This window comes from Mycobacterium hubeiense (genome assembly GCF_002838065.1).
In the GTDB taxonomy this organism is placed as follows: domain Bacteria; phylum Actinomycetota; class Actinomycetes; order Mycobacteriales; family Mycobacteriaceae; genus Mycobacterium; species Mycobacterium hubeiense.
On record NZ_PIZU01000022.1, the window covers coordinates 1 to 20,997 of the forward strand.

Sequence of the window (20,997 nt, forward strand, 5' to 3'; positions counted from 1 at the left end):
AAAACGAGGTGTGCACCAAACCCGGGATGCTTCAGAATCCGCCGGTAGACCGGATAGGTTGTGATACGTGCGATTGGGCGTGCTCGACGTGGGCAGCAATACCGTTCACCTCCTCGTGGTGGACGCGCGCCGCGGTGGCCATCCGACGCCGATGAGCTCCACCAAGGCGTCGCTGCGGCTCGCCGAGGCCATCGACAGCTCCGGCAAGCTGACCCGCAAGGGTGCCGACAAGTTGATCGACACCATTGACGAGTTCGCCAAGATCGCCGCCAGCTCCGGCTGCGCCGAGCTGATGGCGTTTGCCACCTCCGCCGTCCGCGATGCCAAGAACTCCGAGGACGTGCTCGCCCGGGTGCTCGCCGAGACGGGCGTGTCGCTGCAGGTGCTCAGTGGCGTCGACGAGTCGCGGCTGACGTTCCTGGCGGTGCGCCGGTGGTACGGCTGGAGCGCCGGCCGGATCATCAACATCGACATCGGTGGGGGTTCGCTGGAACTGTCCAACGGCGTCGACGAGGAGCCCGAGGTGGCGTTGTCGCTGCCGTTCGGCGCCGGCCGGCTGACCAGGGAATGGCTGCCCGACGACCCACCGGGCCGCCGGCGGGTCGACATGCTGCGCGACTGGCTGGCCACCGAGCTGGCCGACGCCGCCGCCACCATGCTCAAGGCGGGCAGCCCCGACCTCGCGGTGGCAACGTCGAAGACCTTCCGGTCGCTGGCCCGCCTCACCGGCGCCGCCCCGTCGGCGGCCGGGCCGCGGGTAAAGCGGACACTCACCGCCACCGGTCTTAGGCAGGTCATAGCTTTCATATCTAGGATGACGGCGGCTGACCGCGCCGAATTGGAAGGGGTGAGTGCCGAGCGAGCGCCACAGATCGTGGCAGGCGCGTTGGTAGCCGAGGCGAGTATGCGAGCGCTGTCGATCGAATCCGTCGACATCTGCCCCTGGGCGTTGCGGGAGGGGCTGATTCTGCGGAAACTCGACAGCGAAGCTGACGGAACCGCCCTGGTGGAGACGTCCGTGCGGGATGCTGGACGTGAGAATTAGCTCGGCCTAAAGGCAACAGACAATGACAGGACCAGAAGACAGCCACAGCGGCACCCGGCCGATCTCGGTCGCCGAGTTGCTGGCAAAGAATGGGACCATCGGCGCCCCGCCAGTCGGCGGCCGGCGCCGGCGGCGTCGTGGCAACTCCGACGCCGTGACCGTCGCGGAGCTCACTGGCGAGATCCCGATCGTTGCTGAGGACGAGGACGAAGCCGACACCGAGAGTCATCGCGTCTCCGAACACACCGACGTCATCGGCCCCCTGCCGAAGAACGGCGCAGCCGCACCCGAAGCCGAAGCGGAAGCCGATTACGAGGCGCATCTCGAGGCCCGCGACGTCGAACCCGAGCCGGTGGAATTCGAGCCACGGCCGCATCGCCCGCATTACGCCCATGCGCTGCGACGCCATCGGCCCAGCGGCAGCGGCGCCGAACAGATGAGCCCCGATCCCGTCATCGACGACGACGATGACCTGCTCGACTCCACGGTGGACCTGGCCGAGCCGCCCGAGATCGACTACGAGGACGACGACGCCGTCGACGTCGAGGAGTCCGGGACCGAGCAGAAGCGGTCCTACCTGAAGTCCACGCTCGGCCCGTTGTTCGGCGGCCAGACCGTCGCCGACGACATCGCGCGCCGTGGTCCGTCGTCAAGCATCGACGACACCGACCTCGAAGACTTCGAGGACGAGGCCGAGGTGGCTCCGCCGTCGACGAAATCGGCGCTGGTCCAGGGCGCTGTGATCGTCGGGCAGTGCATTCTCGCGGTGGCCTTCGGCGCCGGGCTGTTCATCGCGTTCGACCAACTGTGGAAGTGGAACAACATCGTCGCGCTCGTGCTGTCCGTATTGGTCATCCTCGGCCTGGTGGTCGGCGTGCGGGTGGTCCGCAAGACCGAGGACATCGGCAGCACTTTGATCGCGGTGGCGGTCGGGGCCCTGGTGACATTGGGGCCGCTGGCGCTGCTGCAATCGGGGTAGCCCCAACAACGTGCGCCCTGCCATCAAGGTCGGTCTGTCGACGGCCTCGGTCTATCCACTGAGGACCGAGGCCGCCTTCGAGTACGCGGCACGGCTGGGGTATGACGGCGTCGAGCTGATGGTGTGGGCCGAATCGGTCAGCCAGGACATCAAAGCCGTCGCCAAGCTCTCCGACAAGTACGACGTGCCGGTGCTGTCGGTGCATGCGCCGTGCCTGCTGATCTCGCAGCGGGTGTGGGGCGCCAACCCGATCCCGAAGTTGGAGCGCAGCGTGCGCGCCGCCGAACAGCTGGGCGCGCAGACTGTCGTGGTGCATCCGCCGTTTCGTTGGCAGCGCCGCTACGCCGAGGGGTTCTCCGAGCAGGTGGCCGAGCTCGAGGCGTCCAGCGACGTGATGATTGCCGTGGAGAACATGTTTCCGTTTCGGGCGGACCGCTTCTTCGGCGCCGGGCAGACGTCGATCGAGCGGATGCGCAAGCGCGGCGGCAGGCCCGGACCGGGCATCTCGGCGTTCGCGCCGTCATACGACCCGCTGGACGGCAATCACGCCCACTACACGCTGGATCTGTCGCACACCGCGACGGCCGGGACCGATGCGATCGACATGGCCCAGCGGATGGGTGACGGGCTGGTGCATCTGCACCTGTGCGACGGCAGCGGCGCATCGACCGACGAGCATCTGGTGCCCGGCCGCGGCACCCAGCCGACCGTCGAGGTCTGCGAAATGCTGGCCGCCAGTAACTTCGCCGGCCACGTGATCCTCGAGATCACCACCTCGGCGGCGCGCACCGCCGCCGAACGCGAAGCGCTGCTGACCGAATCGCTGCAGTTTGCCCGTGCGCACCTGCTGCGCTGAGAACCCGAAGGACATCCATGGGATCAACCTTGTTCACCGACGCGATGGAACTCACCCCGGCGGGCGACGGCGTGTATGACGGTGAGCTGAACGAGCATTGGACCATCGGGCCGAAGGTGCATGGCGGGGCGATGCTGGCGCTGTGCGCCAACGCCGCCAGGACCGAACACGGCGACGGAGCCCAGCCGATCGCCGTGTCCGCCAACTACTTATGGGCTCCTGACCCCGGGCCGATGCAACTCGTCACGACGCTGCGCAAGCGCGGCCGCCGCGTCAGCCTCGTCGACGTCGAACTCAACCAGGGTGAGCGCACCGCCGTGCGGGCCTCGGTGACGTTGGGCGAGCCCGAACACCATGTGCCGCCGCTGTTGTCGCACAACCCCGTCGTGCCGTTGATGACGCCCGAGCCGCCGGCGGGTCTCGAACCGATCGGCCCCGGCCATCCGATGGCCGACATCGTGCACCTGGCCCACGGATGCGACATCCGCCCCGCCCTGGACACCCACGGGCCGCGCTCCGACGGCGGGCCGCCGGTCATCGAAATGTGGGTGCGGCCCAAAGACGCCTCGCCCGACGTGCTGTTCGCGCTGCTGTGCGGCGACGTGCCGGCGCCGGTGACGTTCGCGGTCAACCGCCGCGGCTGGGCCCCGACGGTGCAGCTCACCGCCTATCTGCGGGGCCTGCCCGCCGACGGCTGGCTGCGCGTCATCTGCACCACGGTGCAGATCGGGCAGGACTGGTTCGACGAGGACCACATCGTCGTCGACTGCGAAGGACGCATCATCGTGCAGACGCGGCAGCTGGCGATGGTGCCCACGCAATAGCGTGCGATGCTTTCCCGCATGGCCAGAATCGCGATCATCGGCGGCGGAAGTATGGGCGAGGCACTGCTGTCCGGGCTCTTGCGGGCCGGGCGGCAGGTCAAGGATCTGGTGGTGGCCGAGAAGTCCCCAGATCGCGCGAAGTACCTCTCCGAAACCTATTCGGTGCTGGTGACTTCGGTGCCCGACGCTGTCGACACCGCCACCTACGTCGTGGTCGCGGTGAAACCCGCCGACGTGGAAAGCGTGGTATCCGAGATCGCCGAGGCCGCCGCGCACGCCGAAACCGGTATGGCAGAACAGGTTTTCGTCACCATCGCCGCCGGGGTGAGTACCGCCTATTACGAAGCCAAGCTGCCGGCGGGCGCACCCGTCATCCGGGCGATGCCCAACGCACCCGTCGTCGTCGGTGGCGGTGTCAGCGCACTGGCCCCGGGCCGATTCGCCACCGCCGAGCAACTCAAAGAGGTGTCGGCGATCTTCGACGCGGTCGGCGGGGTGCTGACGGTGCCCGAATCGCAGCTCGACGCCGTCACCGCCGTGTCGGGGTCGGGCCCCGCGTACTTTTTCTTGATGGTCGAGGCGTTGGTGGATGCCGGCGTCTCGGCGGGTCTGTCCCGCGCGGTGGCCACCGATCTCGTCGTGCAAACCATGGCCGGCTCGGCGGCGATGCTGCTCGAGCGTCTCGACCAGGCGCAGGCCGAGGGCGACGCCGCGATGGGCACCGCGCTGGACACCACCCCTGCGCAATTGCGCGCCACAGTTACCTCGCCCGGCGGTACCACCGCTGCTGGTCTGCGTGAACTCGAACGGGGCGGTTTGCGGGCAGCGGTCGCCAGTGCCGTGGAAGCCGCAAAAACCCGCTCTGAGCAGTTAGGAATTACATCAGAGTAGTTCAACAATTTCTTACGGATTAGCCCACACCCGTCGCAGTAACCCCACCTGCCACGCTATTCTCCCTGTTGTATGCGCGGGTTGGCGCCAGCGGTGGGGAAGCCGCTGGAACTGCCCGTGCCTGATTGATTGGGTTGCGATGACGTCTATGAACGGGCCATCGGCGCGGGATTCGGCTGGCGGTAAGCATGCGCGTGACACCGGGCCGGCCGAGCCGCCACGAGCTCAATTTCTTACCGTCGCCGAAGTGGCCAGCTTGATGCGGGTCAGCAAGATGACGGTGTACCGGTTGGTGCACAACGGCGAGCTGCCCGCGGTGCGGGTCGGCCGCTCATTCCGGGTGCACGCCAAGGCGGTCCACGATCTGCTGGAGACTTCGTACTTCGATGCCGGCTGATGCCGTAGGCGTTTTCCGGTTACGCAGGCCGCCCAGGTAAGGTGTGCGGGTTCAGTCATACGGTCTGTTAGGTAAGCGGAGACACCGGGGTTTATGGGTTCAGTCATCAAGAAGCGGCGTAAGCGCATGTCGAAGAAGAAGCACCGCAAGCTGCTTCGACGTACCCGGGTGCAGCGCAGAAAACTTGGCAAGTAGCTCCCAGCAGCTCGGCAGGTAGTTGTGCGCCACGGCCGTTAGGCTTGCCCAATGGATTCTGGGGGCCACAATGGAGCAGACACCACCGACACCGTGCATTACCCGAAGGTGGTGCTGGTCACCGGTGCGTGCCGTTTTCTCGGCGGTTATCTGACCGCACGGCTGGCGCAGAACCCGTTGATCAACCACGTGATCGCCGTCGACGCGATCGCGCCCAGCAAGGATCTGCTGCGCCGGATGGGCCGCGCCGAGTTCGTGCGCGCCGACATCCGTAACCCGTTCATCGCCAAGGTGATCCGCAACGGCGACGTCGACACCGTGGTGCACGCCGCCGCGGCGTCCTATCAACCACGCTCCGGTGGGCGCGCAACGCTCAAGGAGCTCAACGTGATGGGCGCCATCCAGCTGTTCGCGGCCTGCCAGAAAGCCCCGTCGGTCAAGCGCGTCATTCTCAAGTCCACCTCCGAGGTGTATGGCTCCAGCTCGCACGACCCGGTGGTCTTCACGGAGGACACCAGCGCGCTTCGACCGCCGGGGGAGGGCTTCGCCCGCGACAGCATCGACATCGAGGGCTACGCGCGCGGTCTGGGCCGGCGTCGGCCCGACATCGCGGTCACTATCCTGCGGCTGGCCAACATGATCGGCCCCGCCATGGACACCGCGCTGTCGCGGTACCTGGCCGGCCCCGTGGTGCCGACGGTCGTCGGCCGGGATCCCCGCCTGCAGCTCCTGCACGAACAAGACGCCCTGGGGGCGCTCGAGCGCGCGACGATGGCCGGCAAGGCGGGCACGTTCAACATCGGTGCGTCGGGCATCATCATGATGTCGCAAGCCATTCGGCGATCCGGTCGCATCCCGCTGCCGGTGCCGCGATCCGCGCTGTGGGCGGTGGATTCGCTGAGGCGCGCAACCCGCTACACTGAACTGGATCGTGAGCAGCTCGACTACTTGAGCTACGGCCGGGTCATGGACACCACGCGAATGCGCAACGACCTAGGTTATAGCCCCAAGTGGACGACCGTGGAGGCATTCGACGATTACGTCCGCGGCCGTGGATTGACTCCGATCGTCGACCCGCGATGGGTACGCTCAATGGAGAGTCGCGCCGTGGCGGTGGCGCAACGTTGGGGGCGTTGATCATGACTCTATTCCGGGGCGGGAGAAGGTAACGACGTGGCGGGCGAATCTAAGGCGAAAGTGATTCCGCTACACGGCAATTCGGGCCGAACATCGGCTCAGCGGCGGGCTGCCCAGCGCGCCGACGGGCGCCGGCATCCGTCGTTGCTGTCCGACCCGGGCAGCCGCGCGACGGCCGAGCAGATCGCGGCGGTGGTACACGAGATCGACCAGCGCCGTAGCGCTGCGGGCGCACCGCCGGAGCAAGAGGCACCCAACGAACTCGCCAAGAAGATCGCCGCTGTCGGTGAGTTCATCCGCAAACGGATGACCGGCGATTACACCGTCGACGAGTTCGGGTTCGACCCGCACCTCAACAACGCAATCTTCTTGCCTTTGCTGCGGACGTTGTTCAACAACTGGTTCCGCGTCGATGTCAGCGGTATCGAGAACCTGCCCGAGACCGGCGCGGCACTGGTCGTCGCAAACCATGCCGGCGTCCTGCCGTTCGACGGGCTGATGGCGTCGGTGGCCGTGCACGACAACCACCCGACGCACCGGGATCTGCGGCTGCTGGCCGCCGACATGGTCTTCGACCTGCCGATGTTCGGGCAGGCCGCGCGCAAGGCCGGCCACACCATGGCCTGCACCGTCGACGCGCACCGGCTGCTGGCCGCCGGCGAGCTCACCGCCGTCTTCCCGGAGGGCTACAAGGGCCTCGGCAAGCACTTCAAGGACCGCTACAAGCTGCAGCGCTTCGGTCGCGGCGGATTCGTCTCCGCGGCGCTGCGGGCCAAGGCGCCCATCGTGCCGTGCTCGATCGTCGGCTCCGAGGAGATCTATCCGATGATCGCCGACGTCAAGCTGCTGGCCCGGCTGCTGGGGCTGCCGTACTTCCCGATCACGCCGCTGTTCCCGCTGGCGGGCCCGCTGGGTGTGGTGCCGCTGCCGTCGAAATGGCACATCTCGTTCGGCGAGCCGATCTCGACGGCCGATTACGACGAGTCGGCCGCCGACGACCCGATGGTCACCTTCGAGCTGACCGACCAGGTCCGCGAGACCATTCAGCAGACGCTGTATCAGCTGCTGGCCAACCGCCGGAACATGTTCTTCGGCTGACGCCCCTACCGCTCGCCGGGAAACTAGTCGGCCTTGGCGCTTTGCTTGGCAATCATGGCCGCGATGGCTTCATCGCGACGGGCCTTGATCTGCGCCGCCACCTCGTCGGCCTCGCCGGAGTCCTTGGCCTCGCCGAGCACCGTGACGATGCTCGTCAGCACCGGCTTGCCGTCGGCGTCGGTGACCTCACCGCGCAACTCGCAGACCACGGTGCCGTGCGACTCGATCACCGAATCCAGATAGGAATCGAAGAACAGCTTGTCCCCGGCCAGAATTGGCCGATAGAACTTCAGCTTCTGATCGCGGTGCAGCACCCGCTCCATGTTGATCGGCACATCGAAGTGATTGAAGATCTCCAACTGCACGCGCCGCCCGGCCACCGCGACGAACGTCAGCGAGGCGATCAGCTCGTCGTAGCCGCACTCCTTGGCGGCGTCCTCGCTGTAGTGAGCTGGGTGCTCGTCCTTGACCGCCTTGGCAAACTCGCGGATCTTCTCCCGGCCGACCTCGAAATAGTCCGGGTACCGGTAGTGAGTTCCGATGATGTCCTTGGCGATGCTCATGCCTGGGTTGGCTCCCCGCTCGTGATCTCCCTGCTGGTCTGGCTGCGCGAGCCTATCAACGGCCGCTCAACTGCCATCTCCGCGGCGCGACACCACTGCAGCCAGCGCACCGCCCAGCGCGCCCAGCGCCACCGCCGACGGCACCCCGATGCGGGCGGCCTTGCGGGCGGTGCGGAAGTCGCGGATCTCCCAGCCGCGCTCACGGGCGACGCTGCGCAGCGCGGCGTCGGGGTTGATCGCCACGGCGGTGCCGACCAGCGACAACATCGGCACGTCGTTGAAGCTGTCCGAATAGGCGGTGCAGCGCTTGAGGTTCAGGCCCTCGCGGATCGCCAGCGACCGCACGGCATGCGCCTTGCCGGTGCCGTGCAGGATGTCGCCGACCAGGCGGCCGGTGAACACGCCGTCCACCGATTCGGCGACGGTGCCCAGCGCGCCGGTGAGCCCGAGCCGCTTGGCGATGATGTTGGCCAGCTCGAACGGCGTCGCGGTGACCAGCCACACCTGCTGGCCGGCGTCGAGGTGCATCTGCGCCAGCGCGCGGGTGCCGGGCCAGATCTTGTCGGCGATGATCTCGTCGTAAATCTCCTCGCCGAGTGCCTCCAGTTCGGCCGTCGAGCGACCCTCGATGAACGCCAACGCCTTTCGCTTACCCGCCGCGACGTCGTCGCTGTTCTCGCGGCCGATGAGCTGAAACTTGGCTTGTGCGTAGATGAATCGGCCCAGATCGCCGTAGGTGAAGTACTTGCGCGCGGCCAGCCCACGGGCGAAATGCACCAGCGACGAGCCGTGCACCAATGTGTTGTCGACGTCAAAGAACGCCGCGGCGGTCAGATCCGGCGGCGGGGGCGGCGGAGTGGTCGGCGCCTCGGCCGCAAGATCGGTCACGGCGGCCTGCGCGCTGGCTTCGCCGGCGAGCTGCTGATCACGACCGTTTTCGGACACGAAACAACCCTAGGTCACCCGGCGCGGATACTTGCGGTGTGGATCGCCAGGTGACGTTGTTGACGCGCGACGGGTGCAGCATGTGCGACCGCGCGGCCCGCCGGCTCGCCGAACTCGCCGACGAGCTGGGCTTCGAGCTGACGATGACGGACGTCGACGCCGCCGCGGCCGCCGGCGATTCGGCGTTGCGCGCCGAGTTCGGCGACCGGCTGCCCGTGGTGCTGCTCGACGGGGTCGAGCACAGCTACTGGGAGGTCGACGAACCACGGCTGCGCGCCGAAATGCAGCGCAGCTAAATTTGGTGGCCAGAGGGTTAACGATTACCGTGGTTGACGTGGTGATGAAGCCATGAGCGTGTTGCTGTTCGGGGTTTCGCACCGCAGCGCGCCGGTGTCCGTGCTGGAGCAGTTGAGCACCGATGAGTCCGATCAGGCCAAGATCGTCGATGCGGTGCTGCAATCCTCCTTGGTGACTGAGGCGATGGTGCTGTCCACCTGCAACCGTGTCGAGGTCTACGCCGTCGTCGAGGCCTTCCACGGCGGCCTGTCGGTGATTGGTCAGGTGCTCTCCGAGCACTCGGGCATGAGCCTGGGCGACCTCACCAAATACGCCTATGTGCGCTACGCCGAAGCCGCCGTCGAGCATCTGTTCGCGGTGGCCAGCGGGCTGGATTCCGCGGTCATCGGCGAACGCCAGGTGCTGGGACAGGTGCGCCGCGCCTACGCCGCCGCCGAGGCCAACCACACCGTCGGACGCACCCTGCACGAACTGGCCCAGCGCGCGCTGAGCGTCGGCAAGCGCGTACACACCGAAACCGCCATCGACGCCGCCGGCGCCTCGGTGGTCTCCGTCGCGCTGGGCACGGCCGACGAACGGCTCGGCGGGCTGGCGGGCCGCACCGCGGTCGTCGTCGGTGCCGGTTCGATGGGCGCGCTGTCGGCCAAGCATCTGGTGCGCGCCGGCGTGGAGCGCGTGCACGTGGTAAACCGGTCACTGCCCCGCGCCCGCAGGCTGGCCCATACCCTGCGTGAACTTGGCGTCGTCGCAGACGCATTCCCGCTCGACCACCTTCAACCGGTGCTCACCGATGCCGACGTCGTCGTGTGCTGTACCGGCGCGGTGCGTCCGGTGGTCTCGCTGGCCGACGTCCATCATGCGCTGGCCCGCCGCGAGCACCAGCTGGTGATCTGCGACCTCGGCATGCCACGCGACGTCGACCCCGCGGTGGCCGGGCTGCCCGGCGTGTTCGTCATCGACATGGACCGGATTCAGCGCGAGCCGTCGGCCCGGGCCGCGGCGTCGGATGCTGAGGCCGCCCGCAAGATCGTCGCCGCCGAAGTTGCCAACTACCTGGCCGGACAGCGGATGGCCGAGGTCACCCCGACCGTCACCGCACTGCGGCAGCGCGCCGCCGACGTGGTCGAAGCGGAGTTGCTGCGGCTGGACAACCGGCTGCCCGGGCTGGACTCCGCGCACCGCGACGAAGTCGCCCGCACCGTGCGTCGCGTCGTCGACAAGCTGCTGCACGCCCCGACGGTGCGGGTCAAACAGCTGGCCAGCGCTCCTGGCGGCGACAGCTACGCCGAGGCGCTGCGCGAACTGTTCGAACTCGACCCGCAGGCCGTCGATGCCGTGGCGGGGCCCGAATTGCCAATCATCACAACCGATCCCGACAAACACGAGTAACGCTTGACGCATAGCGACGCCACTATCCGGATCGGCACCCGGGGCAGCCTGCTGGCGACCACCCAAGCTGGCGCCATCCGCGACGCCCTCGTCGCCAAGGGGCACGCCGCCGAGCTCGTCATCATCACCACCGAAGGCGACCGGAACACCGGACCGATCGCCAACATCGGCGTGGGTGTCTTCACCGCGGCGCTGCGCGAGGCCATCGACGACGGCCGGGTGGACATGGCCGTGCACTCCTACAAGGATTTGCCGACGGCCCCGGATCCGCGCTTCGTCATCGCTGCGGTACCCCCGCGTGAAGACCCCCGCGACGCGTTGGTGGCCCGCGACGGGCTGGTGCTCGGCGAGTTGCCGGTCGGCTCGACGATCGGCACATCGAGCCCGCGGCGGGCCGCGCAGCTTAGAGCATTGGGTCTCGGTTTGGAAATCCGCCCCCTAAGAGGCAACCTTGATACCAGGTTGAACAGGGTTACGAGTGGTGATCTCGACGGCATCGTGGTCGCGAGGGCGGGATTGGCCCGCATCGGACGACTGGCCGATGTCACCGAGACTCTCGAGCCGGTGCAGATGTTGCCAGCGCCGGCTCAAGGCGCCCTCGCGGTCGAGTGCCGCGCGGACGACACCGAGCTCGCCGCGCTGCTGGCGGAGTTGGACGACGCCGACACCCGCGCCGCGGTCACCGCTGAACGGGTCCTGCTCGCCGAACTGGAGGCGGGCTGTTCCGCGCCGGTGGGAGCGATCGCTGAAGTGGTCGAGTCCATCGACGAGGACGGCCGCGTCTTCGAAGAGCTGTCGCTGCGCGGCTGCGTGGCGACGCTGGACGGATCCGACGTGATCCGTGCGTCCGGCATCGGAACTCCGGACCGGGCACGAGAACTGGGTGCCTCGGTGGCCGCGGAGCTGTTCGAACTGGGTGCACGCGAACTCATGGCGGATCGCACTGAGCAGTAGAGCGGAGTGACGAGAGATGACGACCCGAGGGCGTAAGGCGAAGCCCGGCCGCATCACGTTCGTGGGCTCGGGACCGGGTGATCCGGGCCTGCTGACGACGCGGGCGTGCACCGTGCTCGCCAACGCCGCGCTGGTGTTCACCGATCCCGACGTGCCCGAAGCGGTGCTGGCGCTCGTCGGCTCCGAGCTGCCCCCGCCGTCGGGACCCGAACAGGCCGAGGGCGCCAGGGCCGACAAGGCCGACAAGGCCGACGACCAAGCCGACGCGCCGCAGGCGGACGACACCGCCGAGGCGGCTCCGGCGCTTCCAGGTGGCCCCGATATCCGTCCCGCACTGGGCGATCCGGCCGAGGTGGCCAAGACGCTGGCCGCCGAGGCCCGCGCCGGCGCCGATGTCGTTCGACTGGTGGCCGGCGACCCCCTGTCGGTGGACGCGGTCATCACCGAGGTGACGGCGCTGGCGAAGACCCACCTGAATTTCGAGATCGTGCCGGGCCTGCCCGACACCACCGCGGTGCCGACGTATGCGGGCCTGCCGCTGGGCTCCTCGCACACCGTGGCCGACGTCCGCGGCGACGTGGACTGGGCGGCCCTGGCCGCCGCGCCCGGCCCGCTGATCCTGCATGCCACCGCTTCGCATCTGCCCGACGCGGCGCGCACGCTGATCGAATACGGTCTGGCCGACACCACACCCGCGGTGGTGACCGCGAATGGGACGACGTGCCAACAGCGTTCGGTCGAGACAACACTCGCGGGCCTGCTCGACAAGAACACGCTCGCCGGCACCGAGCCCGCCGGGCCATTGGCCGGCCCGCTGGTCGTCACGATCGGCAAGACCGTGGCCAACCGGGCGAAGCTGAACTGGTGGGAGAGCCGCGCCCTGTACGGCTGGACCGTGCTGGTACCGCGCACCAAGGATCAGGCCGGCGAGATGAGCGAAAGGCTGGTCAGCCACGGCGCGTTGCCGATCGAGGTGCCGACCATCGCCGTCGAACCGCCGCGCAGCCCCGCGCAGATGGAACGCGCGGTCAAGGGTTTGGTCGACGGCCGGTTCCAGTGGGTGGTGTTCACCTCCACCAACGCGGTGCGTGCGGTGTGGGAGAAGTTCAACGAGTTCGGCCTCGACGCGCGGGCGTTCTCCGGCGTGAAGATCGCCTGCGTCGGGCAGGCCACCGCGGACAAGGTGCGGGCCTTCGGCATCAACCCCGAGCTGGTGCCGTCGGGCGAGCAGTCGTCGCTGGGCCTGCTCGACGAATTCCCGCCCTACGACGAGGTTTTCGACCCGGTCAACCGAGTGCTGCTGCCGCGCGCCGACATCGCCACCGAGACGCTGGCCGAGGGTCTGCGCGAACGCGGTTGGGAGATCGAGGATGTCACTGCCTACCGGACGGTGCGCGCCGCACCTCCACCCGCGCACACCCGCGAGATGATCAAGACGGGCGGCTTCGACGCCGTGTGCTTCACGTCCAGCTCGACGGTGCGCAATCTGGTGGGCATCGCCGGAAAGCCGCACGCGCGCACCATCGTTGCCTGCATCGGGCCCAAAACCGCTGAGACCGCAGCGGAATTCGGGCTGCGGGTCGATGTGCAGCCGGAGGTCGCAGCCGTCGGTCCGCTGGTCGACGCGCTGGCCGAGCACGCTGCGCGGTTACGCGCCGAGGGTGCGTTGCCGCCTCCGCGCAAGAAGAGCCGCCGGCGGTAGTCATGAGTTTTCCGCGTCACCGACCCCGGAGGCTGCGGTCTACTCCTGCGATGCGCCGTCTCGTCGCGCAAACCGCCTTGGAGCCACGGCATCTGGTGTTGCCGATGTTCGTCGCCGACGGGATCGCGGAGCCGCGTCAGATTGCTTCGATGCCCGGCGTCGTGCAGCACACCCGGGACTCGCTGCGCCGGGCCGCCGCCGACGCGGTGGCCGCCGGGGTGGGCGGGCTGATGCTGTTCGGCGTGCCGCGCGACGAGGACAAGGACGCCACCGGATCGGGTGGCGTCGCGGAGGACGGCATCCTCAACGTCGCATTGCGGGATCTGGCCAAGGATCTCGGCGACGACACCGTGCTGATGGCCGATACCTGCCTCGACGAGTTCACCGATCACGGCCACTGCGGGGTACTCGACAACCGCGGCCGCGTAGACAACGACGCTACTAATGCGCGCTACGTGGAACTGGCTGTGGCGCAGGCGGAATCGGGCGCGCACGTCGTCGGGCCCAGCGGCATGATGGATGGCCAGGTGGCCGCCATCCGCGACGGGCTGGATGCGGCCGGGCATACTGACGTCGCGATCCTGGCGTATGCGGCGAAGTTCGCGTCGGGCTTCTACGGGCCGTTCCGCGAGGCAGTGGCCTCCAGCCTGCGCGGAGACCGCCGCACCTATCAGCAGGATCCCGGCAATGCCCGCGAAGCCCTGCACGAGGTGGCGCTCGACATCGACGAGGGCGCCGACATCGTGATGATCAAGCCGGCGATGGGCTACCTCGACGTGGTGCGCGCCGCCGCGGACATCTCTCCGGTGCCGGTGGCCGCCTATCAGGTCTCCGGTGAGTACGCGATGATCAGTGCCGCCGCCGCCAACGGCTGGATCGACCTGCAGACGGTCGCGCTCGAGACGCTGACGGGCATCCGGCGGGCCGGTGCCGACATCGTCTTGACCTACTGGGCGGCCGATGTGGCCGATTGGCTGGCGTGACGGACGAGGAAAACACCCGGCCGCTGGATGTCGATACCGGGTTTTGGCTGTGGGTCGCTGCGCTGCCGCTGATGGTGATCGGTTATGTCGTCAACGTGGTAGCGGGCCCGGTGCGGCAGCCGTCGGCGATCGTGCTGGCGATCTCCGGGATCTTCGTGGTCGTGTTAGCGGCCGTCGTGGTGACCTTCTTGATCCTCATGCGGCACGGATACCGTTGGGCCCGAACATTGTTGACCGGCGGCGGGCTCGCGTCGGTGGTGTATACGGCCAGCAGCTTGTTCAGCGTCGATCGCGCGCCGGTGCCCGCCGTCATCTACGCGGTGAGCGCGATCGTCGGATCGGTGCTCATCGCCGGAGGGATGTACCTGCTGCACCGCAAGGACGCCCACGGCTACTTCACCCGCTGACCAGTTAGGCTTCGCAGTCATGTCAGCACCACAGCCGCGGCCGCGTGTCGTCACCGCTGCGTTCTGGTGCTGGCAAATTGCGGCGGTGCTGCTGATCGTCGGCGGCCTGCTCGTCGTCTTCGCCCACCTACCCGCAGTTCAGCGGGGTAGTGGGGGCATCACGGTGCTCGCGGGCGCCGGGATGGCGTTTCTGGCCGGCCGCAGCCGAACCGGCGACAGCCGGTTTCGCCGGGCAGCGATCGCGCTTTCACTGGCGACTGTCGTGTTGCTGCCCCTGCTGGTGATGTTCGGTGTCGTTCACGTATTGACATTGCTGGCGGTGCTGGTGCTCATCGCGGGAACCGTCCTGATCACCCGGCCCGCCGCAGCCGCATGGTCCGAACCGGGGAGTCCACAATGACCGAGCGCACCGCGCCACCCGAAGTCCTGTTCTACGAACAAGGCGCCAGCTGGTGGTGGCTGCTGGCCGGGCCCGCATCGGCCATCGCGATGGGACTCATCCAGCACTCAGCCGGATACGGCGTGCAGTTGTTCATCCCCGGGATGTTCCTGGTGCTGGTGGGCGGGTTCCTGGGCATCCAGGTCAAGGCGGCGCGGATCCACACCTCGGTGGAGCTGACGCCGGAAACGCTGCGCCAGGGCACCGAGACGATCCGGATTTCCGACATCGTGAAGGTCTACCCGCCGGCGACGGGCGCCGAAGAGCAGAAGTGGCAGTCGGCCCGTGCACTGGGCGAGCTGACCGGCGTTCCCCGCGGCCGCACGGGCATCGGGCTCAAACTCACCAACGACCGCACCGCCCAGGCGTGGGCCCGCCGCCACGCCGAATTGCGGGCACTGCTGACCCGGTTGGTCGACGAGAACACGCCTTGAGGTCCCGGCGTCGCGCGGTCATCGAGCTGCTGTTGGCCTACGCCGCGGCGGCCGGCTGCGTGTTGAGCTGGCTGGCCGCCCGGTCGACGGTAATCGTCGCGCCCGTGCTAGAAGGCGAGCCGCAGACGGCGTCCACGGTGTACTCGGCGCCGCTGCTGGTGTTGTCGTTACTGCTGGCGACGGTGGCCGGGGTGCTCGGCGTTGTTGGTGTAGCGGGGCTGCGGCGCTGAGCGGGCTTGCGCCGTCCTTCCCCCAATACGACTGTTCTCGCGCGCGTCAACCGATGCTGACGCGATTTCCGGGGACATGCCCGCCGGGACGCGCGTCAGCCATTGTTGGCGCGCTTCGGCGAGAGATCGCTTTTTCTCGCGTCAGCGTAGGTTGACGCGATTCAGAGACGTGTATCCAGAGTTCGCGCCGCCGAGGCGCGTCCTGGCTCACTAGGTGGAGGATCGAAGCCACCAGGTGACTCGGATCCTCCACTTAGGGTTCGTCTGACCCACGGATCAGTCAGAAGAGCCGCAATTGTTGACGCGGATTTCCGGTACATGCGCACTGGCGCGTCACCAGTGAGCCTGCTCACAACGTTTGGTACAAAGTGCGAAATCTGTAACACTGTTCCGCATGACCGAATTGGCCGAGCGCTCCGAACACCTCGACGACGCGTTGCCGCTGGGTCCGCAGTCGCTGGTCTGGCGGTATTTCGGCGACAACCGGATGTTTCTGATCGGCCCGCGGCCCGCAGTGCTGCAGAACATGCTGGCCGAGCTCGGCCAGGGCGTGCTGGACCACTCGGTGTTCTTCTCCGATACCGCCGCGCGAGTCAAGCGCTCGCTACCGCCGATCTTCATGACCGTGTACGGCTCCGACGACGACAACCCCGGTCAGCAGGTCCGCGACTTCCACACCGGCATCAAGGGCACCATGCCGGACGGCGCCCGCTACCACGCGCTGGATCCCGAGACATACTTCTGGGCCCACGCCACGTTCGTCGAGCAGGTGCTGTACTTCGCCGACACCTTCGTCAAGCGGCTGAGCCGCGAGGAGAAGGAGCAGATCTACGCCGAGTCGAAGACGTGGTATCGCCGTTACGGCGTCAGCGACCGCCCGATGCCCGCCGATTACGCGGAATTCGAGAAGTACTGGGACCGCATGCTCGACGAGATCGTCGTCGCGCACAAGACCGCGCTGTACGGCGTCGGCTATGTGACCAAGGGCTTCCCGTGCCCCAAGGGGGTGTCGCCGGCGGTGTGGCGGTTGATTTCGCCGGTGTTCAATCCGATCGCGGCATTTCTGACCACCGGCGGGTTGCCGCCGCGGGCGCGCACGCTGCTCGGGCTGCCGTGGAGCGAGCGTCAGGAACGGCGCTATCAGCGCTTCGCCGCCCTGTGGCGGTCGCGGCCGGTGAATTGGCTGTGGGATCATCTGCCGATGCGGCTGCGCTACAACCGATACGCCCAAAAAGGCTATGCCGGGGCCTGATCCCGCCACGCGGGCCATCCTGGACGCCGCCGTCGCCGAGTTCGAACGGCACGGCTTTCGACGGGTGGCGCTCGAGGACGTGGCGCGTCGCGCCGGCGTCAGCCGCACCACCATCTACCGCCGGTTCGCCAACCGCGACGAGCTGGTCGCCGCGGTCATCGAACGCGAGAACGCGGCGTTGTTCGCCGACATCGCCGCCGAGCTGAAACAGGCTGGGCCGCAGGCGAATTACTATGTCGAGGCGTTCACGCTGTCGATCGTGAAGTTCCGTCGGCACCGGGTGCTGGACCGGATGATCAGCGATGACCCCGGCTTCGTCATGCAGTTGGCCCACCAGCACTGGCCTGCGGCGATCGAGCGGATGGCCGACGCGCTGCGGGTGATCTTCCCGCCGAGGTTCGCCGAGCGGATCGGCGAGCAGGCGGTCAACGAGCTGGCCGACACCATCCTGCGCTACGCCGCGATGGCGCTGCTGCTGCCGAGCGCGCAGCCGCTGGAGACCGCCGACGACATCCGGGCCTTCGCCGCCCAGCACTTTCTGCCGAGTTTGCCCGCGGCGCTGCGTACCGTGCCCGCCTAAGTTTCGTAGTTCGGCGATGCGGGCAGCCCTGTGTCATGGGTACTGAACAACCGCATCAGACGACCGAAAAGCCAGAGGTCACCGAGGAACACAAGCAGCAGGCCAAGGACATGGCCAAGGCGTACGAGGAAGACCGCCCCACGACGACGCTGCCCGGCACCGGCGGGGCGGTGTCCGGTACGGCCGTCAACGACTGGGTGGACGACGAGGGCAAGCCGAAGTTCGGCAAAGAGGGCGACGGGTAATCGCCTTTCGGTGGAAGCGTCCTACAGTGGGGACTCGTGACGCCGTTGGAGCAGATTGCGCCCGCCTTCATCGAGATGGCCCATTCGATCGTGTGGGCCTCGGCGGCCACCGTCGACGCCGACAGCCGGCCCCGCACCCGCATCCTGCATCCAATCTGGGAGTGGGACGGCACCGACATGTTCGGCTGGATCGCGACGGTGCCCAGCCCAATCAAGAAGGCGCATCTGGCCGTTCATCCGGACATGTCGCTGAGTTACTGGACGACGAGCCACGACACCTGCAGCGCCGACTGCCTGGTGGAGTGGTACTCCGACGACGAAACCCGCAGGGCGGTGTGGGACAAGTTCGCCAACGGGCCCGAGCCGGTGGGCTATGACCCGTCCATCATCCCGATGTGGAGCGACGGGCCGACGTCCGACCAGTTCGCCGTGTTGCGGCTCTCGCCCTACCGGCTACGGGTCATGCCCGGCACTGTGATGACCAAAGGCGAGGGCGACGTGCTCAGCTGGCACGCCTGAGCCGTCAGGTGCCCTGCAGGATCGCGATCAGCTGTTCGCGGCTGTTGGCGCCGACGCGTTGCGACGCGCGGAACAGGTGCCCTTCGACGGAGCGGATCGACATGGTCAGTCGGTCGGCGATCTCCTTATTCGAGAGTCCTTGCGCGGCAAGCGAAATGATTTCGCGCTGACGGACGGTGAACGGCTGCGGCGTTGACGCCGCCAGCAACGCGGGCGTGCGGGCGCCCTGGCATTCAGCCGCGAGACGCTGCGCGGTGGCCGACGCGCTCAGTGCCGCGCCGCGCAGGCCGGCTTGTTGGAATGTGACGACGGCGTGCGCGGCGGCGTCGGCGGCGGCGAGGCGATCGCCGAAGCTCTCGTATCGGTGTGAGGCGTCGAGCAGTGCGTCGCCGTCACCCGCCGCGAGCGCCGCAGCGTGAGCAGCGGCAGCGGGCGCACGTGGTCCTTGCACCACGCCCGCGAGGTCGGCCAGCCTGGCCGCGGTGCTGTGGTCGCCGAACTGCGTCGCCGTCTGCAGAAGCACGACCTCCCACGCGGGGCGGTCAAGGTCGCACTCCTTGGCCGCCGCATCGCGCATAATCGAAACCGCCTGCGACACAGCACCTTCGGCGGCACACACCCACGCCTGCGCGAGAGATCGATACGGGTCGAACATGCACGCCTCGGGGTCGAGGGCCCACCAGTTGATGGCGTCGAACTCCCGGCGTGCATCCGTCGCCTGCCCGGCCATCGCGATCACCGTCGCCAGCCACGACTGCCCGAACGATTTGAGCATCCGCCCGCTGTCGCCAGGCCCGAGATTCGCAAGGGCGTCTCGCAATGAACGCCGCGCGTCGTCCAGCGCGCCGTGGCTCATCGCGCATAGGCCGGCCATCGCGCTGTGCCACGACTCTTCGAATGGAACGTCTTGGGTATCGCGCCGGATCCGGGCAACGACGGCATCCGATTCCGTGAGCGCACCCCCGAGTCGGTAGCCGTGAGTCTCCTGAAACGCCAACCGGTTCCGCAGATGCGACGCCTGCGGCGAACGTTCAGCGCCGGCGTAGCCGGCATTTGCCTCGGACTCGATCTCGTCGATGCGCCCGAGATCGCCCAGCCCGGTGACCAACGCCCAGGCCAATAGGATTCGCGCGATGTCGCCAGGTGGGGAACTGGCCGCGGCGGTGTACGCCATATCGACTGCGGCTCTGGAGCGACCGCGAACCAGCGCGATCAATGCCCGCAGTGCAGTGGCAATCGGCTGCAGGGCTTCATCATCTGCGGGCAGCAGCTCGAGTTCGCGTTCGGCGCTGGCCACTTGACCGAGCACCACCGCGAAGTTGCGCGCGCGGATGACCGCGATCTGGCTGCGCAGCGGGCCGTCGGTCTGCTCGGCGAGGTCGGCCAGAATCGACTCCGCCTCTTTGCCGCGCTCCTGCCAGGTGATCGCCATCGCGTGCAGCAGCTTGGCGCCTGGGCCACCGCCGGCGGCGACCGCGCGCTCGGCAAGGGTTTCTGCGAGCCGATGGTCCAGCAGTTGCATGGCGGCCGACGCGGCGGCCAGCAACAGCTCCGAGTCGGGCGTGAGATCCGATTCCATGGTGAGCACCGCGCGTCGCACCAGAGCCCGCGGATCCGTGTCGCCTCGTCGGGCCAGTTCGTCGGCGATGCGCCCACGCAGCCGGCGCATCTGCAGGGATCCGGTGCGACGTACCTCGCCGAGCAGGGGATGCGCGAGCCGCGCGGACGCCGGTCGCACGCTGGTGTCGATGCTCACCAGCCCAAGGGATTCGGCGTCGGCGAGTGCGTCCGCGTCCGTCACCGCCGCCAGCAGATCGGTGTCCAACGGCTCGGCCACGGCGAGGGCGTCGAGAATCTCGAGTACGGATTTCGGCACGTGGGCCATCCGGGCCTCGACGAGCTCCATCAGCGACGGGGAGAGCCGGGGTTGCCCGTCCCACCGCCACACCCCCGAGCGCTGGGTCATGCGCCCGGCGTGCACCTCGTTGTCGAGGAGGTGACGCAGGTACAGCGCGTTGCCCTGGGTGTACTGCCAAAGTCGTTGCGCGCTGAAGGAATCCACCGGACCGTTGAGGACATGCTCCACCAGTCCGGCGATCTCCGGGGGTGAGAGCGGCTGCAGCTCAAGGCGTTCCAGATGTTGGTCTTTCCAGATCGAAGTGATGGCATCGGGTGCGGATTCTCCGGAGCGGATGGTCAGAATGACGGTGGCCAGGCGGCGGGTGACGAGCTGGTGAACGGTGAACGCCGACAGATCGTCGAGCAGATGCGCGTCGTCCACACCGACGATCACCTCACGAGCATCGCCGATGAGCCCGTCGATCACCTCGCGCACGCGGCGCAGAGGATCGGGGCCGAAGTCGCTGGCGATGTCGGCGAAGACCGCCAGCGGCACGCTGCGCGCCGAGGAGGTGCCCACGATCCAGTGCCGGCGCGCGCTGCGTGAAGCACACTGCGCGACGGCTTCGCGCGCAAGCCGCGTCTTGCCGATACCGGCAGAGCCGGACAATACGATCCCGCGGGCGCGGTCGGCGACGGCTCGCGTGGCGTCGGCGATGACGCCAAGCTCCTCCGAGCGACCGACCAGGGGCCACTGGCGGATCACCGGCAGATTCTAAACCCGCGCGGCGGTATAG

25 protein-coding genes are annotated in these 20,997 nt (G+C 67.9%); 22 read left to right on the forward strand and 3 right to left on the reverse strand.

Features of this window, described 5'->3' with window-relative positions:
* The first annotated feature begins 67 nt into the window (after positions 1-67).
* From CWS39_RS17100 to CWS39_RS17140, 9 genes are all read left to right on the forward strand, one after another.
* Entirely contained in the window at positions 68-1,045 is a 978-nt protein-coding gene (locus tag CWS39_RS17100) for a Ppx/GppA family phosphatase (RefSeq protein WP_199178162.1), read from the forward strand.
* Positions 1,046-1,067: 22 nt separating this feature from the next.
* Complete coding sequence (locus CWS39_RS17105) at positions 1,068-2,024, forward strand: hypothetical protein (protein WP_102144127.1); 957 nt, start codon at positions 1,068-1,070, stop codon at positions 2,022-2,024.
* A gap of 10 nt (positions 2,025-2,034) precedes the next feature.
* Positions 2,035-2,880 (forward strand): sugar phosphate isomerase/epimerase family protein, encoded by an 846-nt coding sequence (locus CWS39_RS17110; RefSeq protein WP_102144128.1) that lies wholly within the window; start codon positions 2,035-2,037, stop codon positions 2,878-2,880.
* Positions 2,881-2,897: 17 nt separating this feature from the next.
* The gene (locus CWS39_RS17115; RefSeq protein WP_102144129.1) at positions 2,898-3,704 is read left to right on the forward strand and encodes a thioesterase family protein; all 807 of its coding nucleotides are present in this window, start codon (positions 2,898-2,900) and stop codon (positions 3,702-3,704) included.
* An 18-nt stretch (positions 3,705-3,722) separates the two neighbouring features.
* The gene (gene proC / locus CWS39_RS17120) at positions 3,723-4,595 is read left to right on the forward strand and encodes a pyrroline-5-carboxylate reductase (RefSeq protein WP_102144130.1); all 873 of its coding nucleotides are present in this window, start codon (positions 3,723-3,725) and stop codon (positions 4,593-4,595) included.
* 139 nt (positions 4,596-4,734) lie between these two features.
* The gene (locus CWS39_RS17125) at positions 4,735-4,992 is read left to right on the forward strand and encodes a helix-turn-helix domain-containing protein (protein ID WP_102144131.1); all 258 of its coding nucleotides are present in this window, start codon (positions 4,735-4,737) and stop codon (positions 4,990-4,992) included.
* Positions 4,993-5,085: 93 nt separating this feature from the next.
* Positions 5,086-5,187: a 30S ribosomal protein bS22 gene (locus tag CWS39_RS17130; RefSeq protein WP_003402602.1), complete on the forward strand. Its 102-nt coding sequence runs from the start codon at positions 5,086-5,088 to the stop codon at positions 5,185-5,187.
* Positions 5,188-5,238: 51 nt separating this feature from the next.
* On the forward strand, positions 5,239-6,324 hold the full coding sequence (locus CWS39_RS17135; protein ID WP_102144132.1) for an SDR family oxidoreductase: 1,086 nt from the start codon (positions 5,239-5,241) through the stop codon (positions 6,322-6,324).
* Between the two features lie 36 nt (positions 6,325-6,360).
* The gene (locus CWS39_RS17140) at positions 6,361-7,422 is read left to right on the forward strand and encodes a lysophospholipid acyltransferase family protein (protein WP_102144133.1); all 1,062 of its coding nucleotides are present in this window, start codon (positions 6,361-6,363) and stop codon (positions 7,420-7,422) included.
* Between the two features lie 23 nt (positions 7,423-7,445).
* Here the strand turns inward: CWS39_RS17140 and CWS39_RS17145 are convergent, their stop codons facing one another.
* Positions 7,446-7,985, reverse strand: a complete 540-nt coding sequence (locus CWS39_RS17145; RefSeq protein WP_102144134.1) for an FAS1-like dehydratase domain-containing protein — start codon at positions 7,983-7,985, stop codon at positions 7,446-7,448.
* Between the two features lie 66 nt (positions 7,986-8,051).
* On the reverse strand, positions 8,052-8,930 hold the full coding sequence (locus CWS39_RS17150; RefSeq protein ID WP_102144135.1) for an HAD family hydrolase: 879 nt from the start codon (positions 8,928-8,930) through the stop codon (positions 8,052-8,054).
* 38 nt (positions 8,931-8,968) lie between these two features.
* Here CWS39_RS17150 and CWS39_RS17155 point away from each other — a divergent pair, with 38 nt between their 5' ends.
* The 13 genes from CWS39_RS17155 (at position 8,969) to CWS39_RS17215 (ending at position 18,361) form a co-directional block, all read left to right on the forward strand.
* Positions 8,969-9,226: a glutaredoxin family protein gene (locus tag CWS39_RS17155; RefSeq protein ID WP_102144136.1), complete on the forward strand. Its 258-nt coding sequence runs from the start codon at positions 8,969-8,971 to the stop codon at positions 9,224-9,226.
* 52 nt (positions 9,227-9,278) lie between these two features.
* Positions 9,279-10,616, forward strand: coding sequence for a glutamyl-tRNA reductase (locus CWS39_RS17160; RefSeq protein WP_102144137.1), 1,338 nt, complete (start codon positions 9,279-9,281; stop codon positions 10,614-10,616).
* A gap of 24 nt (positions 10,617-10,640) precedes the next feature.
* Positions 10,641-11,570, forward strand: a complete 930-nt coding sequence (hemC, locus tag CWS39_RS17165) for a hydroxymethylbilane synthase (protein WP_199178172.1) — start codon at positions 10,641-10,643, stop codon at positions 11,568-11,570.
* 16 nt (positions 11,571-11,586) lie between these two features.
* Positions 11,587-13,272 (forward strand): bifunctional uroporphyrinogen-III C-methyltransferase/uroporphyrinogen-III synthase, encoded by a 1,686-nt coding sequence (locus CWS39_RS17170; protein ID WP_102144139.1) that lies wholly within the window; start codon positions 11,587-11,589, stop codon positions 13,270-13,272.
* 2 nt (positions 13,273-13,274) lie between these two features.
* Positions 13,275-14,255: a porphobilinogen synthase gene (gene hemB, locus CWS39_RS17175; RefSeq protein ID WP_102144140.1), complete on the forward strand. Its 981-nt coding sequence runs from the start codon at positions 13,275-13,277 to the stop codon at positions 14,253-14,255.
* Entirely contained in the window at positions 14,252-14,662 is a 411-nt protein-coding gene (locus CWS39_RS17180; RefSeq protein ID WP_102144141.1) for a hypothetical protein, read from the forward strand. Before hemB ends, CWS39_RS17180 begins: the two co-directional genes overlap by 4 nt.
* Positions 14,663-14,681: 19 nt before the next feature.
* Positions 14,682-15,062, forward strand: coding sequence for a hypothetical protein (locus CWS39_RS17185; protein ID WP_102144142.1), 381 nt, complete (start codon positions 14,682-14,684; stop codon positions 15,060-15,062).
* Positions 15,059-15,535, forward strand: coding sequence for a DUF3093 domain-containing protein (locus tag CWS39_RS17190; protein WP_102144143.1), 477 nt, complete (start codon positions 15,059-15,061; stop codon positions 15,533-15,535). Before CWS39_RS17185 ends, CWS39_RS17190 begins: the two co-directional genes overlap by 4 nt.
* On the forward strand, positions 15,532-15,765 hold the full coding sequence (locus CWS39_RS17195; RefSeq protein ID WP_102144144.1) for a hypothetical protein: 234 nt from the start codon (positions 15,532-15,534) through the stop codon (positions 15,763-15,765). The genes CWS39_RS17190 and CWS39_RS17195 overlap by 4 nt, the downstream gene beginning before the upstream one ends.
* Before the next feature lie 394 nt (positions 15,766-16,159).
* Positions 16,160-17,017: an oxygenase MpaB family protein gene (locus tag CWS39_RS17200; RefSeq protein WP_102144145.1), complete on the forward strand. Its 858-nt coding sequence runs from the start codon at positions 16,160-16,162 to the stop codon at positions 17,015-17,017.
* Positions 17,004-17,597 carry a TetR/AcrR family transcriptional regulator gene (locus tag CWS39_RS17205; RefSeq protein WP_102144146.1) on the forward strand — a complete coding sequence of 198 codons (594 nt, stop codon included), beginning with the start codon at positions 17,004-17,006 and terminating at the stop codon, positions 17,595-17,597. The genes CWS39_RS17200 and CWS39_RS17205 overlap by 14 nt, the downstream gene beginning before the upstream one ends.
* A 35-nt stretch (positions 17,598-17,632) precedes the next feature.
* Positions 17,633-17,842, forward strand: coding sequence for a hypothetical protein (locus CWS39_RS17210; RefSeq protein WP_102144147.1), 210 nt, complete (start codon positions 17,633-17,635; stop codon positions 17,840-17,842).
* Positions 17,843-17,878: 36 nt separating this feature from the next.
* Positions 17,879-18,361 (forward strand): pyridoxamine 5'-phosphate oxidase family protein, encoded by a 483-nt coding sequence (locus CWS39_RS17215; protein ID WP_102144148.1) that lies wholly within the window; start codon positions 17,879-17,881, stop codon positions 18,359-18,361.
* 4 nt (positions 18,362-18,365) lie between these two features.
* On the opposite strand, the gene CWS39_RS17220 is transcribed toward CWS39_RS17215, so the two are convergent.
* Positions 18,366-20,966 carry a LuxR C-terminal-related transcriptional regulator gene (locus CWS39_RS17220; RefSeq protein ID WP_102144149.1) on the reverse strand — a complete coding sequence of 867 codons (2,601 nt, stop codon included), beginning with the start codon at positions 20,964-20,966 and terminating at the stop codon, positions 18,366-18,368.
* Positions 20,967-20,997: the final 31 nt, after the last annotated feature.